At 69.1% G+C, this 17,442-nt stretch carries 15 protein-coding genes; 9 read left to right on the top strand and 6 right to left on the bottom strand.

From position 1 onward, the window contains the following. Positions 1-31 precede the first annotated feature (31 nt). Positions 32-736, bottom strand: coding sequence for a response regulator transcription factor (locus ACIA76_RS06405; RefSeq protein ID WP_397149138.1), 705 nt, complete (start codon positions 734-736; stop codon positions 32-34). Between ACIA76_RS06405 and ACIA76_RS06400 the strand changes: the two genes are divergently transcribed. Then, on the top strand, positions 621-3,485 hold the full coding sequence (locus ACIA76_RS06400; protein ID WP_397149136.1) for a LuxR C-terminal-related transcriptional regulator: 2,865 nt from the start codon (positions 621-623) through the stop codon (positions 3,483-3,485). The genes ACIA76_RS06405 and ACIA76_RS06400 overlap by 116 nt on opposite strands. A 25-nt stretch (positions 3,486-3,510) precedes the next feature. After that, entirely contained in the window at positions 3,511-4,491 is a 981-nt protein-coding gene (locus ACIA76_RS06395; RefSeq protein ID WP_397149134.1) for a pyridoxal-phosphate dependent enzyme, read from the top strand. A gap of 198 nt (positions 4,492-4,689) precedes the next feature. Here the strand turns inward: ACIA76_RS06395 and ACIA76_RS06390 are convergent, their stop codons facing one another. After that, on the bottom strand, positions 4,690-5,337 hold the full coding sequence (locus ACIA76_RS06390; RefSeq protein WP_397149132.1) for a hypothetical protein: 648 nt from the start codon (positions 5,335-5,337) through the stop codon (positions 4,690-4,692). A gap of 466 nt (positions 5,338-5,803) precedes the next feature. Further along, positions 5,804-6,751 carry an AraC family transcriptional regulator gene (locus ACIA76_RS06385; RefSeq protein ID WP_397149130.1) on the bottom strand — a complete coding sequence of 316 codons (948 nt, stop codon included), beginning with the start codon at positions 6,749-6,751 and terminating at the stop codon, positions 5,804-5,806. Positions 6,752-6,833: 82 nt separating this feature from the next. On the opposite strand from ACIA76_RS06385, the gene ACIA76_RS06380 reads away from it, so the two are divergent. Next, positions 6,834-7,667 carry an NmrA family NAD(P)-binding protein gene (locus ACIA76_RS06380; protein WP_397149128.1) on the top strand — a complete coding sequence of 278 codons (834 nt, stop codon included), beginning with the start codon at positions 6,834-6,836 and terminating at the stop codon, positions 7,665-7,667. Between the two features lie 48 nt (positions 7,668-7,715). Here ACIA76_RS06380 and ACIA76_RS06375 read toward each other — a convergent pair whose 3' ends face one another. After that, positions 7,716-9,638 carry a BTAD domain-containing putative transcriptional regulator gene (locus ACIA76_RS06375; RefSeq protein ID WP_397149126.1) on the bottom strand — a complete coding sequence of 641 codons (1,923 nt, stop codon included), beginning with the start codon at positions 9,636-9,638 and terminating at the stop codon, positions 7,716-7,718. A 68-nt stretch (positions 9,639-9,706) separates the two neighbouring features. Between ACIA76_RS06375 and ACIA76_RS06370 the strand changes: the two genes are divergently transcribed. Then, entirely contained in the window at positions 9,707-10,585 is an 879-nt protein-coding gene (locus ACIA76_RS06370; protein WP_397149124.1) for an alpha/beta fold hydrolase, read from the top strand. A 51-nt stretch (positions 10,586-10,636) separates the two neighbouring features. On the opposite strand, the gene ACIA76_RS06365 is transcribed toward ACIA76_RS06370, so the two are convergent. Both ACIA76_RS06365 and ACIA76_RS06360 read right to left on the bottom strand, forming a co-directional pair. Beyond that, positions 10,637-11,278 (bottom strand): TetR/AcrR family transcriptional regulator, encoded by a 642-nt coding sequence (locus ACIA76_RS06365; RefSeq protein ID WP_397149122.1) that lies wholly within the window; start codon positions 11,276-11,278, stop codon positions 10,637-10,639. Between the two features lie 4 nt (positions 11,279-11,282). Further along, complete coding sequence (locus tag ACIA76_RS06360; protein ID WP_397149120.1) at positions 11,283-12,515, bottom strand: FAD-dependent oxidoreductase; 1,233 nt, start codon at positions 12,513-12,515, stop codon at positions 11,283-11,285. Between the two features lie 178 nt (positions 12,516-12,693). Here ACIA76_RS06360 and ACIA76_RS06355 point away from each other — a divergent pair, with 178 nt between their 5' ends. The 5 genes from ACIA76_RS06355 to ACIA76_RS06335 are packed head-to-tail and all read left to right on the top strand — an operon-like array spanning position 12,694 to position 17,438. Further along, positions 12,694-13,545 carry an MlaE family ABC transporter permease gene (locus ACIA76_RS06355; protein WP_397149118.1) on the top strand — a complete coding sequence of 284 codons (852 nt, stop codon included), beginning with the start codon at positions 12,694-12,696 and terminating at the stop codon, positions 13,543-13,545. A 2-nt stretch (positions 13,546-13,547) separates the two neighbouring features. Then, positions 13,548-14,387 carry an ABC transporter permease gene (locus ACIA76_RS06350; RefSeq protein WP_397149116.1) on the top strand — a complete coding sequence of 280 codons (840 nt, stop codon included), beginning with the start codon at positions 13,548-13,550 and terminating at the stop codon, positions 14,385-14,387. Further along, complete coding sequence (locus ACIA76_RS06345; protein ID WP_397149114.1) at positions 14,387-15,496, top strand: MlaD family protein; 1,110 nt, start codon at positions 14,387-14,389, stop codon at positions 15,494-15,496. Before ACIA76_RS06350 ends, ACIA76_RS06345 begins: the two co-directional genes overlap by 1 nt. Beyond that, complete coding sequence (locus ACIA76_RS06340) at positions 15,493-16,491, top strand: MCE family protein (protein WP_397149112.1); 999 nt, start codon at positions 15,493-15,495, stop codon at positions 16,489-16,491. The genes ACIA76_RS06345 and ACIA76_RS06340 overlap by 4 nt, the downstream gene beginning before the upstream one ends. After that, positions 16,488-17,438 carry an MlaD family protein gene (locus ACIA76_RS06335; RefSeq protein WP_397149110.1) on the top strand — a complete coding sequence of 317 codons (951 nt, stop codon included), beginning with the start codon at positions 16,488-16,490 and terminating at the stop codon, positions 17,436-17,438. Before ACIA76_RS06340 ends, ACIA76_RS06335 begins: the two co-directional genes overlap by 4 nt. Positions 17,439-17,442: the final 4 nt, after the last annotated feature.

The following is a 17,442-nucleotide window of genomic DNA, read 5'->3' as shown; positions in this document are numbered from 1 at the left end:
GACATGAATGCCCTCCACCCAGGGGTGGAACCTATCGCGCGTGGACCGAGCTGTCGCGCATCGCCGCGTCGTTGAAGCGGAAGCCGATGCTGTGGATGGTCACGATCCAGTGCGGCGAGCCGAGCTTCTTGCGGACGCTGCTCAGATGCGTATCGATCGTCCGGCTCGCCAACGCGGCGATCTCGGCGTCCAGCTCGTCGTATCCCCACACCCGACGCAGCAGGTCGGTCCGGGAGAACACCCGATGCGGTTCGGCGGCGAGCAGGCGCAGCAGCTCGAACTCCTTGCGGGTCAACTCGATCGGGCGGCCGCCGACGCGGACCTCGCGTAACCCCGCATCGATCTCCAGGTCACCGGCGATGAGTATCTGCTGGGAGATCAGGCGGGCCCGGCGCAGCAATCCGCGCAGCCGCGCCATGAGTTCCCGGATGGGATACGGCTTGACGATGCAGTCGTCGCAGCCGGCCTCGAGCGCCAGGATCCGGTCGAGCTCGAAGGGTGGGGCGAAGGCGATGATCGGAATATCGCTGGCGCCGCGCATCTCCCGGCACAACGTGAGTCCGTCGAAGTCGCGGAAGTCGAGATCGATGAGCACCACGTCGAATTCGGCATAGCAGGCCATGGTCTCGGCTCCCGTCGAGGTCAACCGGGGTTCGAAGCCGTGCCGCCCGAGGTCTGCGATCGTCTCCTCGATACCTGGACAATCCGCCACGATCACTAGACGCGGATATCGCACTGCGCTCCTCCCTCCGACCGGCCCCGGGATCGGGCTGATACCACAGGGTTCCCGACGGCAGGGTGAGCAGGCATCGCACGAATGGTGTGATCCCCACGGCCGCGGCTGTGTCATGATTCAGCGTGTGCGACCAGGTTTCGACCTCATCGGCCTTGTTCCACGTCGAGGATTGTTCGAGCGGGTAGGAGACGCTCGGGTAACGGTGGTGTCGGCACCGGCGGGGAGCGGGAAAACTGTTCTGCTGCAGTCGTGGATCGACGCGGCGGGTCTGGCCGGGCGCACCGCCTGGGTGCCGGTCCATCGGCCCGCACACGATGCCCGGCGGTTCTGGCTGACGGTGGCCGATGCGCTGCACGGCACGACGGCCGGATCGGGGCTGGTGCAGGCGGTGTCGGCGGGTCCGGATCTGGACGAGTGGGCGCTGGTGGAGCGGCTGCTCGAGGATCTCGCGCCGCTGGCGGAGCGGCTGTGGCTGGTGATCGACGATGTGCACGACCTCGATACCGCGGAATCGTTGCGGCAGTTGGAGTTACTGATGTTGCGGGCCCCGGCCGCGCTGCGGTTCGTGCTGGCCACCCGCCACGAGGTGCCGCTGGGGCTGCACCGGTTGCGGCTGCAGGGACAGCTCGCCGAAGTCCGCGGTCCGGATCTGCGATTCAGCCTCGCCGAGACCCGAGAACTGTTCGCGGGGGCCGGAATCGAACTTCCCGACGCGGCGCTCGCCGCGCTGCACGAGCGAACCGAGGGATGGGCGGCGGGGGTGCGGCTGGCGGCGCTGTCGCTGGCCGGACATCCGGATCCGGTGCGATTCGCGGCCGAGTTCTCCGGTAGTGAGCGGACGGTCGCGGAGTATCTGGTGGCCGAGGTGCTCGAGCGGCAGAGCCCGCAGGTGCGGCGAATGTTGTTGCGCACCTCGGTATTGGAGCGGGTCAGCGGTGAGCTGGCCGATCTGCTGACCGGCGGCAGCGGGGGCGAGCGGATCCTGCACGAGCTCGAGCGGGCGAACGCGTTCGTCAGCTCCCTGGATCCGGCGCGGTCGTGGTTCCGCTATCACCAGATGTTCGCCGATCTGCTGCAGCTCGAGTTGCGGCGTACCGCGCCCGGCGAGATCGCGGGCCTGCACCGGATCGCCGCCGGATGGCTTGCCGCACACGGGTTTCCGGTGGAGGCGGTCCGGCACGCCCAGGCCGCCCAGGACTGGCCCACGGCCGCCCGGCTGCTCGCCGATCACTGGCCCAGTCTGCTGATGGACGGTGCGACGAACATCATCCACCAGTTGCTGACCGACTTCCCCGCCGCGGTGCTCGCCTCGGATGGTGAACTCGCGCTGATGGCCGCGGCCGATGATCTGCGACAGGCGCCCGCGAAGGCGCGGGACTACTACCTGACCCTCGCCGAACGCGCGGCGGCCAGGGTTCCGCCCGAGCGGCGGGCCCACGCGCAACTGGTGGTCCTGATCATCCGATTGCTGGCGGCCCGCCACGGCTGGAATCTGCTGGAGGCGACCGAGGCGGCGCGACAGCTGAAAACCGCCGAGATCCTGGACGGTTCGCTGCTGGGCCTGCGCCCGGATCTGCGCGCGCTGGCCGTGATGAGCGTCGGCGCCACCGAGTATTGGACGGCCCACTTCGAGGACGCGGTGCATCATCTGCAGCTGGGGGTGGAGCTGGCGCGCCGGGCCGGGCGGCCGTATCTCGAGTTCACCAGCCTGGCGTATCAGGCCTCGAGCACGTGGTTCTGCTCGTTCGCCTCGGCGGTCGAGCTCGGCGAGCAGGCGATGGAACTGGCCCGGCGGCACGGATGGGCCGACGAGCCGACGGCCGGACTCGCCTGCATGGTGCTCGCATTGGTGCGGGTGTGGCGCGGACAATCGGCGGAGGCGGAGTCCTGGCTGCTGCAGGCCGAGCGCACCCTGCGATCGGAGGCGCTACCCGCCACGGGGATGTCGATCCGCTTCGTCCGCGGGGATCTCGAACTGGCGCGGGGCTGCAACGCCGAGGCGCTGGCGGCCTACCAATCCGCCGAACGGTTCGCCAATCGGCTCGCCACGCCGAGCCCGCTCGTCACCGCGGCGCATTCGTTCCAAATGCACGCGCTGATTCGACTCGGCGAAAACGACCGTGCGGCAGCGGCATTCGCCGCGCTCGACGCGCACGAGCGCGACAGCGCGGAGGTGCGGCTCTCGCTGGCGGCGCTACAGCTGGCGCGGCACGAACCGCGCGACGCGGCGGCCACGGTGGCGCCGGTTCTCGACGGTTCGGTGCCGCTGGTCTGGCAGGGCATGCGGGCTCAGGGGTATCTGCTGGCGGCGATCGCGCACGAGGCGCTGGGCGAGACCGAGGCGGCGGAGGTGGCGGTGGAGTGCGCGCTCGACGTGGCCGAACCCGAGGGGGCCCTGCTGTGGTTTCTGCTGCATCCCGTGCCCGAGGTGCTCGAACGCCTGCTGCGGCAACACACCGGGCACGCCGCGCTGATCGCCCGGATCCAGAGTCTGCTCGCCGGAAGCGGATCCGATCGGGATGGACCGCGATTGCCGTCAGAGGCGTTGAGCGACAGTGAGATTCGGGTGCTGCGGTATCTGCCGACCCATCTGTCGGCGCCGGAGATCGCTCGGGAGTTGTCGGTATCCCCGAATACCGTCAAGACCCATCTGCGCAATCTCTACACCAAACTCGGCGTCCATCGCCGCACCGAGGCCGTCGGCCACGCGCGCGCCCTGGGCCTCCTCGCACCCATCCACCGCCGCTGATCCGCCGGGCTGGCAGAATGCATGTGTGACAAGCCATTTCACCATCGATGACGTATTCGCGGCGGCGCGGCGGCTCGACGGGGTCGCCCACCGGACGCCGGTGCTGACCTCCCGGGTGCTCAACGAGCGCGTCGGGGCCGAGGTATATCTCAAATGCGAGAACTTCCAGCGGGTGGGCGCGTTCAAGTTCCGCGGTGCCTACAACGCGATCTCCCAACTGAGCGCCGAACAGCTCGCGCGCGGCGTGCTGGCCTGGTCCTCCGGCAATCACGCGCAGGCGGTGGCGCTGTCCGCGCGGCTGCTGGGCGCCTCCGCGGTGGTCGTGATGCCCGCGGACGTCCCCGCGTCGAAGATGGCCGCCGCCAAGGACTATGGGGCCGAGATCATCACCTATGACCGCTACACCGAGGACCGGACCGCGCTCGGCCGGGCCCTGGCCGCCGAGCGCGGCCTGACCGTCGTTCCGCCCTATGACGATGTGCGGGTGATGGCCGGACAGGGCACCGCCGCACTCGAACTCGTCGAGGAGATCGGGCAGGTGAACGCCCTGCTGGCACCCGTCAGCGGCGGCGGACTGATGGCAGGCTGTGCGACCGTGGCGAGCGCGCTGTGCCCCGGCGTCCGCATCGTCGGGGTCGAACCGGTCGACGGCGACGACACCAAGCGCTCCCTCGAGGCCGGTCACCGCATTCGAATTCCGGTGCCCCACACCATCGCCGACTCCCAGGCCGCCGAGATCCCCGGTGAACTCACCTTCGCCGTCAACCGCCGGCTGGTCGACGAGATCGCCCTGGTCACCGACGACCAACTGGTGACGGCCATGTCCTTCCTGTTCGACACGATGAAGATCGTCGCCGAACCGACCGGCGTCGCCGGCCTGGCCGCCCTGCTCGCGGGCCAGGTCCGATTCCCCGGCGCGCGCATCGGCGTCATCATCTCCGGCGGCAACATCAGCGCCACCCGATTCGCCGCACTGATCGGCCGTGACGCTCAGGCCCTGGCCTAACCGTATGCATCAACGTGAATTCACCTCGCGATCACCACGACGGTGAATCCGACCGACGTTCAGGAGCGCTGCCGACACCGCTTTCGCCTCGTGGCCCCAGGGTGGGCCGCCCGCCGAGATGGACCGAACGACAGCGGGCGAGGGCGGGCACACACCCGCCCTCACCCGACTTTCACAACACGGCTGGATCGGCCGCCTTCATCGCATGCGCGCCGACCCACCATCGTGGCGATGGTCGCACGGCTCGAACGGGTTGGTGACCTCCATCCGTACCTGACCGACCAGCAAGCCGTCTCCCGTACCGCCGGGGAAGTACAGTCCCGTAATGCCGTGGAAGCCAAGCGTGGTCGGCGTGTACTGCAATGTCGCCACACCGTTGGCGACGGTGGCCTGGCCGATATCCGTGTTGAAGTTGTCCTTGAAGCGCACGATGGAATCAGCAGGCAGTGAGGCCGTGGAAGCGCTGAGCGTATAGGTGACGTTCGGGTGGTGCACCTGCTCGGAGAGCGTTACACGGCCGTCGTCTGTCAAGCTGCCACCGGAGGGTTCGCAGACGTCCGGGCCTGACGACTGCGGCAAGTGGTCCACCTGCACCGTCATCAGATATTTGTTGGTACCGCCGATGAGCTTGCCGGTCGGCGTCCGCTCCTCGGCGAAGATGTAGTGTGTCCCAGTGGTGGTGGGGTACCAGATCACCCGAGCGGTGTTGCCGTTCGAGTTCTGCGGACCGCCACCGATGACGACATCCGATGTCGGTGGCGCAGAGGTGTCACCAACCTGCTGGTCAAAGAAATAGACCTGCGCGTTCTGGTCTTCGGCTCCGCTGTCGCCCAAAGTGACCGCCACCGTGTACACCGACGGGTCGCCACCGACATTCGGTGTTGCGGTGCCGGTTTGGAGCGCCGCGGACGCGGCGGGTGCCGTTAGCGCGCTACCTACCACGACCAGAGCAAGTCCGATGGAAGCGACGCCCGCCGAGCCGGCACGACTCCTCGCCCACGTGGTGCGGCGTCGATCGACATCGGCCCGTCCGCATCCATGCGATAACTGTGATGTCCGTGCCGAAATCCGCGTTGTGGCATTGATCCCCGCCCGAGCAAACCATGTTCGTATCATGTTGTACCCCTTGCCGTTTCACCGGATCACTCCCTGATCCTGCCGAACAGTAGCATTCGAAATCGGGCTCCGGGACCCCGTTCGACAACCCCCCCGCCACCAATCATGCCGACTACTTGACGATCGAATAGCGGTGTTGTGTACGGGTTTACGCAGATGAGTGATCGGCAACCTCGGGCCCGCGCACTGAAGGGGCTCAGCCCTCACGCGGGATTCGACGCCAGATCGCCGGGCTGTGGCCGTGCAGGCGTTTGAAGGCGGTGCTGAAGGCGAAGGCATTGTCGTAGCCGACGTCGCGGGCGATGGCGGCGACGGCGGTGTCGGTGTCGCGCAACAGGTCTGCGGCGAGGGTCATGCGCCAGCCGGTGAGGTAGGAGATCGGCGGCTGGCCGACCAGGGCGGTGAAGCGGGCGGAGAATGCGGCGCGGGACATGCCGACCTCGGCGGCGAGCATTCCCGTCGTCCAGGTCCGCGCCGGGTCGGCGTGCAGGATCGTCAGGGCCTGACCGATGGCGGGATCGGCGATGGCCGCCAGCCAGGTCGGGACGTCCGATTCCGCGCCCGCGCCCCATGAGCGCAGGGCGATCACGAGGACGAGATCGAGCAGGCGCTCGACGACGGCATCCTGCCCGAGCTCATCGTGTTCGGCTTCGCTGGAGAGCAATTCGAGCGGCCCGTGGGTGCGTGGGCCCGCGGGGACGACCGTCACGTCCGGAAGGATGTCGAGCAGTCGCCGGCCCGCGCTGCCGTGCAGGTCGTAGATGCCGTGGAGCATGATGACGGCTCCGGGCTGCCGTCGACCGAAGGTCCGGGAGGCGATCGCGGGCGCGGCGGTGGCGCTCTCGTCGACGAAATGCTTGACCCCGTCACGGATTACGACCTGGATCGGCGTCGCCGGGCTGTCGGCGATCGTGTAGAAACCGCCCTTGATCAACGCGATATCACCCGCTCCCAGCGTATGCGTCGCCCGTGGCCGGGCCTCCGCATGCTCGAGCGAGATCGAGACGGTGCCCGCGAGCGTGGCGACGACCGAGAGCGGCTGCCGATCGCCGATCGTGAGCGACCACGGTGGGCGCTGGATCAGCTGTCGCACAACGGCATTGCGGGCGCGGGCCCGATGCAGGAGATCGCTGAGGACGTCCACCTCGGCCACGGTAGACGATCGCGAAGCAATCATCGACAGACAACCATGGCTCGTCCGGATTCGGCGCGGTTGGCTGAACGGCATGAACGACATACTGATTCTCGGCGGTACGGGCACCACCGGCCGCCGCATCGCCGCGCGGCTGCGGGACGGCGGCCATCGGGTGCGGATCGCGTCCAGGACACGCGGCGACGTGCGCGTCGACCTGGATGAGCCGTCGACCTGGCGATCCGCGGTGGACGGAGTCTCGGCGGCCTATCTGCTGGAGCCCACGATGCAGGGCACCGAGGAAGGGCGGCAACGCATTCCGCGATTCGTGGATGCGGCGGTGGCGGCCGGAGTTCGGGGCCTGGTGCTGCTGTCGGCGCCGGGAGCCGAAGACAACGAAACCCATCCCCTGTGGCGCGCGGAGGAAGCGCTGCGCAGCTGCGGCCTCGAGTGGACGATCGTGCGACCGACCTGGTTCGCACAGAACTTCAGCGAGGCGTTCTGGCTGCCCGGAATCCGGGCGGGGTCGCTGGTGTTGCCCACCGGCGACGGGGCCACGGCATTCGTCGACGCCGACGATATCGCCGATGTCGTCGTGGCGGCGCTCACCCGGGACGGCCACCACGGCGCCTCGTATGTGCTGACCGGACCGCGGGCGATCAGCTTCGCCGAGGCGGTCGATCTGATCGGCGCGGCCACCGGCCGGACGATCCGTCATGTGGATATCGATCCCGAGGCGTTCACCCGAATCCAGATCGCCGACGGCGTTCCCGCCCATGCGGCGCAGCAACTTACGCGTATCTACACCTCGATCCGGGAAGGGGAAGCCGGGGCTGTCCTCGACGGAGTGCGGCGTGCGCTGGGCCGCGAGCCTCGCGCCTTCATCGATTACGTGTCCGCGGCGGCCGCGGCCGGGGCCTGGAACTGAGGTGCTGATCGAGGGTCGCCAGGATGTCGTCGACGGGGCCGAAGGTGATCATGGCGGTGGTGCCGCCGGCGATCTCGCCGCGACAAGGGGACAGGGCGTCGTGCGCTCGGGTGGCGAGTGATTCGTCGTGCAGCTGGATCGCCGTGTGTGCGTTGACGGCCCACAGTGCGTCGTACAGGTGGTCGGCGGGCGGGGTGGGCAGGGTGGCGGCGGCGTGGCGGGCCGCCGCCAAGTTGCCGCGGGCGAGGTCCAGGAGGGGCTGGGCCCAGGGGCGGTAGGGGCCCAGTCGAGGACGGGGTCCGTCGGTGCGGGGCGGTGGTGGCGCATGCGCTGTGCGAGGAGTGCGAGGGGGAGGAATCCGGTTGCCACCCCGGGCATTCCGGCGCTGGTGAGGTCGGTGGCCACGGTGCGATAGGCGCGCGCGACCTCGGCGGGGTCGGTCGGTCGTTGTGCCAGGCGCATGGTTCGGTACGCGGCGGTCAGGACGGGAACGATCGGGGTCTCGTGGATGGTGGCGAGCCGCTCGGCCGCCGCGACGTGGCGTTGCGCGTTCTCGATGTCGCCGCGGGCCGCGCAGGTCTGGATCTTGATCAGGTGGCCGAGGATCTCGAAGATCGGAAGATCATGGCGCGTGGACAGATCGACGAGTTCGCCGGCGATGGCATCGCGTTCGCCGGTTCGTCCGGGGTGCTGGAACGACTGCACGAATCGGGCATTGAGGGCGAGTACCAGCGCGGTGGGGTCGGATAGGTCTCGGGCGAGTCGTTCGGCTTCGGCGGCCGCCTCGGCGGCCCAGCGGTCTCGGGTTCCGCGGTGCTCGAGCCCGATGGTGGCGAGCAGACGGGCGCGCAGCGCGGGCGGAGCCTCCGGTCCGAGTCGGTGCAGGGTGCGTCGAGTGATCGCGACCAGGGCCTCGGACCGTTCGGGATCGTCGGCGCGTGTCCAGATGGTGGGGACGTCGTAGGCCGCGATCACGCGGGCGGTGCGGATGGGGTCCCCGGCCCGCTCCGCTTCCACGGCCGCCGCGGCGCGTTGTTGTTGGGCGAGGACCAGATTGGTGCCGCCGGTGATCGCGGCGACCCTGGCCACGATGCTCATCGAGCGCAGCCGGGTGTAGGTCCCCGTCGCCTCGGTGCGTGTGAGCAGGCGCAGCCGGTCCTCGTCGCGGTGCGCGGGCGTGAGATGCGGTGCGCGGCGGAGGATATCGCGTTCGAGATGGTCGAGACTGTCCACCGATTCCAGTCCGAACTGATCCAGGAGCCTGGTTCGCGCGGCACGCAGCGAAGCCAACGCGTCGACCTGGCGGTCGGCTTGGTAGAGAGCATGCGACAGCAGGACCCAGCCCTGTTCCCGCCACGGATGTGCGGTGGCGAAGGCCTCCAGTTCCGGGACGAGGGGCGCACCGCGTCCCAGGTCGAGCACGGCCCGGGCGCGCAGCTCGACGGTGTGACGGTGCAGTTCTGCCAGGCGGGCGCGCTCGGGCGCCAGCCAGGGCGAGGCGTCGAGGTCCGCGTACGCCTCGCCCCGCCACCACGAGAGCGCCTCACTCAGCGCATCGGCGACCTGGTCGCCGGGTGCGTCGCATGCGGCTCGAAGGGTGTCCTCGAAACGGTGGACGTCGATGTGCGCGCGGGGAATCCGCAGGGCGTATCCGGTGCCGACGGTCTCGATCGTGTGCGACCGGGTGCGCGGGAGCCGATCCGGTTCGAGGGCGCGGCGCAGCTCCGCGACGAAGGTGCGGACCGTCCCGGCCGCGGTGGGCGGGGGCTCCTCCCAGAGATCATCGACCAGCGCCGCGAGCGGGACGGCCCGGCCGCCCGCCGCGACCAGCCGTCCCAACAACTCGCGGCGGCGTCGACTGCCGACCGCTATCGGGCGACCCTCGGTATCGCTGACCTCGATCGGCCCGAGCACCTTGACGAGGATCTCCATCCGCTGATTATCGTCGGTGCCGGGTCGCCGCTGATCCACTGCTGATCCGGCTCTCCGATCCTCTTCTCGTTCACACATTCGGATACGAGAAGTAGGAGACGACACCGATGGGCATCACCATTGCGGGATTCGAGACCAGGTCGATCGGCGTGGCCGACGGCGTCGAGCTGAACGCGGCGATCGGCGGACAAGGACCGGCCGTGATGCTGCTGCACGGCTTTCCCGAGACCCACCTGATGTGGCGGCATGTCGCTCCGATTCTGGCCGAGCGCCACACCGTGGTCTGCCCCGATCTTCGCGGCTACGGCGCCAGCGGTAAGCCGGAAGCGGTCGCCGCGGGGACTTACTCGAAGCGGACGATGGCCGCGGATATCGTCGCCCTGGCCGATGCGCTCGGATTCGACCGGTTCGTGCTGGTGGGGCATGACCGCGGCGGGCACGTCGCGTTCCGAGCCGGCCTGGATCACCCGGATCGGATCAGCCACCTGGGAATTCTGGATATCGTTCCCACACTGGACACCTGGAACGTCCTGCACGGGGTCGGCGCGGCGGTGGCCTTCCACCTGTATCTGATGGCCCAGCCGCCCGGTCTGCCCGAACAGATGATCGCCGACAGCGCCGAGGCGTTCTTCGGCCACTTCCTCGACGTCTGGTCCACCAGCCCCGCCGCGATCCCCGCGGACGTGCGCGCCGAATACCTGCGCGCCAGCCGGGATGCCGTCGCATCGATCGTCGCCGACTACCGCGCCACCGCGACCATCGACATCGACCATGACCAGGCCGACCTCGACGCCGGCAACCGACTCACCATGCCGGTGACGGTCGTCCAGCAGGACTGGGGCCGACAGCTGGGATTCGACGCCACCGCGATCTGGCGGCCATGGGCCCCCGACCTCGCGCACTTCACCACCGGGGCGGGCCATTTCATGGCCGAGGAGGCCCCGGAGGACATCGCCACGCTGATCCTGAATCTGATGAAACGGTGATCACCCGCTGGATATCCACCGGCACACCGGCATCGGCCGCGAGGCGTCCGATCAGCCGGGAAGGTGAGGGACCAAGGATCGAATGGTGAAGTCGGCGAACGCCAGGCAGCGGTCGGTGGGGTACTGGTCCGGATCGGTGAGGTGCAGGATGGTGAGTTGTTCGCCGACGGCCAGCAGGGCGTGCGAGGCGAGTTCGAGGTCGGTCTCGGCGAGGGTGGAACGTCGGTCATGGGCCCATTCCAGCAGTGCGCGCAGCTGGTGCCGGGCGAAGGCGCGGGTGGCGTCGGCGTGCTCCTGGACGTCCTGGGAGCTCTCCTCGGCCGGGAACAGCAACAGCCGCCACGAATCCGGGCGCTCATCGGCCGAACGCAGGAGATTGCCGAAGGCGGCGACCAGGATGTCCTCGGGTTCGCGATCGGCGTCGAACGACGGCATGGCCCCCGTGAGTGTGGCCAGCGTATGCGCGGCCTCGCGCTGCCACAGCGCCGACAACAGCGACTGCCGGTCCGAAAAGGCCGCGTAGACACGGGGTTTGGCCAGTGCGGCGGCGCGGGCGATCGCCTCCATGCTGGCGGCCGCATAGCCGCGATCGAGGATCAGTCGCAGCGCCGCGTCGAGGATCTCCTCGCGGCGCACCTCGATCGGCATACGGGGCTTGCGGCGCCGAGGTGTGCCCGCGAGGTCGGTATCCATGTACTCAGAAAATAGCCGACGCGCCCGGGCGCAGGGTCATCCGGCCCAGCAACGGCACCGCGCCCAGCCAGGCGCCCGCGAGCGGGAAGTGCGGTGCGGCCCGGCGGGCCAGCTCGCGTTTGATCCTGCTCCCCGGATCCTCCCCGCGCATGAGCCGCAGCGCGTCGGCCGCGGCGTCGCGGTTGAACAGTCCGGCCGCGCGTCGATCGGTGGCGCACGCGTCGATCGGAGCGGCTGCGGCGTCGGCGTTATCGGCCTCGAGGGCGGCGGCGATGGCCGCGGCCGCATCAGCGGCGTCGATGACGCCGGAGTTCAGCCCGCGCCCACCGCCGAAGGGTGCGAACAGGTGTGCCGCCTCGCCGGTCAGCAGGACGCGCCGGTGCGGATCGGTGTAGGTCTCGGCCACCACCTGGTGGAAACGGTAGGTGGACACCCACTGCACATGGTCGGCGTACCAGGGATCGACGATCTTGGGCATCCATGCCCGGATGCCCTCGGGGCTGGCCAGGTGGTCGACATCGTCGCCGCGCTTGCACTGCAGATCCACGCGCATGCCGCCACGGAACGGCATATGCATGACATTGCGCCCGTCCAATTCCGGTGTGTTGTAGTGGAAATACGCGAACATGTCGGGTGTGGAGCCGTCGGGGTGGTCGTCGACGTCGACGATGATGAACGGAAGGTCGTCGGTGTGCCCGGACATCTCGATGCCCAGACCCTTGCGCACCGCCGAGCGGGCGCCGTCGGCAGCGATCACGTACGCGGCCCGGATCTGTTCGCCCGACCCCAGCGTCAGGGTCGCGCCCTCGGCGTCGGTGACGATATCGGCAACCGGTGCGTCCCAATGGAAGTCGACCCCCAGTCGCACGCACTCGTCGTACCAGATCTGCTCGATCATCGTCTGCGGCAGGCTGGTACCGGTCAGCAGGGGCGGCAGCATCGGGATGCGGCCCTCGAATACCTGCTTGCCCTTGTAGCGGATGTCCCCGCCGGGAATGGAGATACCCGCTTCCCCCATCCGCTCGCCCAGTCCGGGCAGCAGCTGCTGCAGCCGCCCCAGGGTCCACGGCCACAGACCGATCGCGCGGCTGCCCGGTCGCGGGCGGCCCTCCGGTTCGGCCTCCACGACCAGGACGTCGAGACCCCGCATGCGCGCGGCGAGCGCGGCGATCAGTCCGACGGGACCTGCTCCGACCACGACGCAGGGGTGTTCGACGGGACGGGTGGGCTCGGCCATGGCATCTCCTTAGTTACGGTACCGTACTTACGGTAGCGTAGTGAGAAACGAGCTGCTGGGCAAGGATGCGCGCGGCGACATCGGAATGTGCGGAGATTCGCCGTACCAACCAGTAACTACGGATTAGTAGCTACGATTCCGTACCGAGCATTCAACGGCCTCGTGAAGGGAGTCGGCCGTGGCCGAATCTGCCGTGAAAACGGCGCCACCCCAGCCGGATTCGCCCCTCCCGCGGCTGGTGGAGGAGCTGGCGCACCGGGCAGATTCGGCGGTGCGATCGTTCGGGCGGATGGTGATCATGGCCGGGTCCGGGCTGCGCCATCTGGTGCTCGATATCGCGCGCGGCCGATTCCCGCTCTCGGAGATGCTCGCCCAGGCGTGGTTCGTCGTCTCGGTGGCCATCGTGCCCGCGATCCTCATCGCGATCCCCTTCGGCGCGACCGTCTCCATTCAGGTGGGCACGCTGATCCGGCAGGTCGGCGCGACCTCGGTCGCCGGGGCGGCCGCGGGACTCGGGATTCTGCGCCAGGGCGCGCCGCTGGTGACGGCGCTGCTGATGGGCGGTGCGGTCGCCTCGGCGATCGCGGCCGATCTGGGCTCGCGGTCGGTCCGCGAGGAGATCGATGCGCTGCGCGTGATCGGCGTCGATCCGGTGCAGCGGCTCGTCGCGCCGCGGATGGCCGCCGCGGTGCTGGTCGCGCCGCTGCTGTGCGTCTTCGTGGTCGTCACCGGCATAGTCACCGGATATCTGTTCAATGTCGTGCTCCAGGGTGGCGTGCCCGGTAGCTACTTCGACTCGTTCGCCAACTTCGTCACCCCCGTCGATCTGGCCATCGCGCTCATCAAATCGACGATATTCGGATTCCTCGTGATCGTGATCGGCTGCCATTGTGGTCTGGAGGCCCGGGGCGGATCCAAAGGCGTTGCGCTGGCGGTCAATTCGGCGGTGGTGATCGGCGTGCTGACCACGGTCGCGGTCAATGCCGTGATCACCGAGCTGGTCGCGCAGTTCGTGCCGCGGGTGGTGTAGGCGTGCTGCTGACCTCCGACCGAACGGTACGACTGGCGCGGATGCGACGGCGGTTGTGCACCGCGCCCGAGATCATCGGGCATCAGGCGACATTCGCGATCGCGGTCCTCGCGGCGGTGCCCTATGCGCTGCGGCATTACCGAATGACGATCGTCGATCTGATCACCGATATCGTCTGGGGTCGCTGGGCCACCGGCGGGACGCTGCTGGTGCTGCTGTTCCTGGGCGGCGCGGCCGGGGTCACGGTCGGGACCGAAGGATACGACGCGCTCGCGCTCGTCGGGCTGGGGCCGCTGACCGGATTCGTCTCCGCCTACGCCGTCACCCGCGAGCTCGCGCCGGTGCTGGTCGCGGTCGGATTCGCCGCGCAGGCGGGCTGCCGGATGACCGCGGAGATCGGCGCGATGCGCATCGGCGAGGAGATCGATGCGCTGGAATCGCTGGCGATTCGGGCGGTCCCGTTCGTTGTCGGCACCCGGCTGGTGGCGGGCCTGGTCGCGATCGTGCCGCTGTATCTGCCCGCCCTGCTGATCGGATTCTGGTCCACCGGGCTGGTGGTGCGCGTGCTGCACGGGCAATCGGCGGGGACCTACGACCATTACTTCACCACCTTCCTGCTGCCGCGCGATATCGCGTATTCGACGGTCAAGGCCGTGGTGTTCGTGGCGATCGTGATCCTGATCCACTGCTATCACGGCTTCTACGCACAGGGTGGACCGGAGGGGGTCGGCCGGGCGGCCGGGCGCGCCGTTCGCGCCGGACTGGTGGCCGTCGTGATCGCGAATCTCCTTCTCACCGTGGTGATCTGGGGCATCTCGCCGAATGTCGAGGTGGTGGGCTAGTGGCGCGGATCTTCGTCGATCCGTCCGGGCGCTTGGCGGGTGCCCGGACGCTGCGGCTGCGCGGGGTCGTCGTGCTCGCCGTGCTCGCCGCCGCGCTGCTCGGTGCCCGATGGGGCGCGCATCGCGATGCCGCGCACCAGTATTCGATCCGGATCGAGACGAATTCGGCGCCGATCGGCGTGGATTCGGGAACGCCGGTGCGGTATCGGGGCGTGCGGGTGGGGCGGGTCGAGACGATCGATCTGGCCCGCGCGGGGCAGGTGCGCCTGGCGGTGACGGTGGATCCGGCGCATGCGGCGACCATGCCCGCGGGGCTCGGCTTCCGATACGTTCCCTCGAATCTGTTCGGCCCCACCGAGATCGAGTTGGTCGGGCCGGATCGCCAGACCGGTCCGCTCGCGCGCGAGAGCCGCATCGTCGCGCCCGCGCCGCCGCGGTCGACGCAGCCGATGGCGGGCCTGTCGACGCTGGCGAGCCTGGTCTCGGCGCTGGATCCGCCCGCCGCCGCCGATTCGGTCGGGGTGCTGACCGGCAATGCCGAGACGATCGCGGCGACGCTGAACAACCTGCTCACCGCCGCGCAGGCCGTGCTCGACCAGCCGGGCACCGCGGCGAATGCCGGCACCGATCTGCGGGCGACCGCGCGCCTGATGACCACGCTGGCGCCCAATTCCGCCGCCTTGGCCGATCTCACGGCCCGGGTGCTCACCGAACTCGACGATCTCGCCGCGCGCGACGACCGGATCACCGCCGTGCTCGGTCAGGGCGTCACGCTGTCCGGACTTGTCGGACCGGCGTTGACCCGGCAGAGCGCCGCGCTCGGTCATCTGCTCGACGACGGCGCCGTCGTCGTACCCGGCATCACGCCGCTGTCCGAACCGCTCAACCGAGGACTTCGCTTGGCCCCCAACATCTTCGACGCACTGTTCCCGCTCATCGACGGGAAGCCCACGCTGTCCGCGGACGCCATGATCGATACCGCCCCGCCCCGCGTGTACGGGCCCGCGGATTGTCCGGTCATCGGCGGCCGGTCCGGTGACAACTGCCCGGCGGGACCGCGGCCGGAGCCCTATGTGCCGCCCATCGTGAGCGGACGGCCGGTGCGATGAGGGCGCAGGTATTCGGGCTCGCCCTGTTCGTGCTGGCCGCGGCGCTCGGCCTCGTCCTGGTGATCGCGACCATCACGACCCCGATCGGCGCCCGAACCACCGGGTACACGGCGATTTTCACTGATGTCTCGGGACTGCGCACCGGTGGTGATGTGCGCATGTCGGGCGTGCCGGTCGGCAAGGTCACCTCGATCATCCTCGACCAGGACAAGGCCCGCGTCGGGTTCACCGTGCGCTCGGATCAGCCGCTCTATGCCGATACCGGTCTGGCGGTGCGCTTCCGCGACTTCACCGGTCAGCGCTATCTGGCCCTCGAGCAGTCGCAGCCGCTGAGCGGCGTCCTGCCCGCGGGCGCGACGATTCCGGTGGAGCGGACCGCTGCGCCCTTCGACTTCTCGAAACTGTTCAATGCCCTGCGGCCGATCTTCACCACCGTCGATCCGGCCCAGGTGGATCTGTTCATGCGCACGGTGCTCGCGCTGGTACAGGGGCAGGATCCGACCGGCGACAAGATGCTGACCAGCGTCGCGACGATCACCGCGAATCTGGCCCAGCGGCAGGCGGTATTGCGGCTGCTGGTCGAACACCTGGCCGCCTTCGCCGCCGAGGCGGGCGGGCGCTCCCATGAATTCCTCTCCGTCGCAACTCAACTCGCTCAGGTAATCGCGACGTTGCGGGGTGATCTCGGCATGGTGAACGCGGCCGTCGACAGTTCGATGGCCGCCGTCGGCGCTCTCGCCGATATCGCCTCCGTCGCGGCGCCCGCGCTGGACGAATCCCTGCCCGCGGCAATGAAGCTCGCCAACGGCATCGCCGACCGGATGCCCGCCCTCGGCAGCGCCATGACCCGGTGGCCCCCGACGCTGGAGGCCTATCTGCGCACCGCCGATCAGGGGTCCTACTTCGCCGCGCAGGTCTGCCGGGTGCGCATCGACATCTGGCCGCTGCCGGTCGTCCGGCTGACGGGGCCGGAGCAGTCGGCGGTATGCCGATGAGGAGGATCGCCGTCCTGATCGGCGTCGTCATCGTTGCCGTAGCGGCGGGTGTTTACCTGTGGGCGCCCGGGAAGGCGCACTACACTGTCGAATTCGCCGAGGCGGCCGGGGTGAGCAGCGATACCGAGGTGCGGGTGGCCGGGATAACCGTCGGCGCGGTCACCGGCCTGCGGCTGGCCGGAACGCATGTCGATGTCGATATCGCCATCGACCGGGCGGTGCGGTTGGGGGCGGACAGCCGGGCCGAGCTGAGCCTGGCCACCGTGATCGGCGGGACCGTCGTACGGCTGACACCGGCCGGTCCCGGCAGTCTGCGTGGCGGTCGAATTCCCGTGCAACGCACCGGAACTCCCTATCAGCTGTCCGATCTGATCGGTGCCGTCGGCCCGGCGCTGGCGCCCGTGGACGGTCCCACGCTGCGGGCCACGCTCGACGAGGTCACCCGCTCGCTGTCGGACCAGCAAGCCCTGCCGCGACAGCTGATCGGCGATATGCACACCCTGGCAGGCGATCTGGCGGCCACCCATGACCAGGTCCAGCAGGTGCTCACCACCTCCGACGAATACCTCGCGGCCGCCGCCACCGAACGCGATACGCTCACCCGGCTGACCACGGATCTGAGCTCCGTGCTGACCGCGGTGAAAGTCCGCCGGGCGCAACTGGATACGACCCTGCACGGGGTGACCGATCTGCTCGGCACGCTGCAGCGGCAATACGTCGAGCAGCACGGCCGATTCGGGGACCTCATCGAACGGGCGAACACCGATATCGCGGCCCTGACCGCGAGCCGCGATGGACTCGATCGGGTGCTCACCCTGCTCGGCCCGCTCGTCCGGTCGCTGGGGGCCTCGTTCGGCAACGGGCCGTACTGGAGCGTCGATGTCCCGCAGGGGGCGTTCATGGACAGTCTGCTGTGCCAGACCGGGATCGAGGCCGGATGCAAGTGAATCG

Origin of the sequence: Nocardia sp. NPDC051570 (assembly GCF_044454005.1) — a bacterium.
GTDB lineage: Bacteria > Actinomycetota > Actinomycetes > Mycobacteriales > Mycobacteriaceae > Nocardia.
This window is presented reverse-complemented; position numbering and strand designations above follow the sequence as displayed.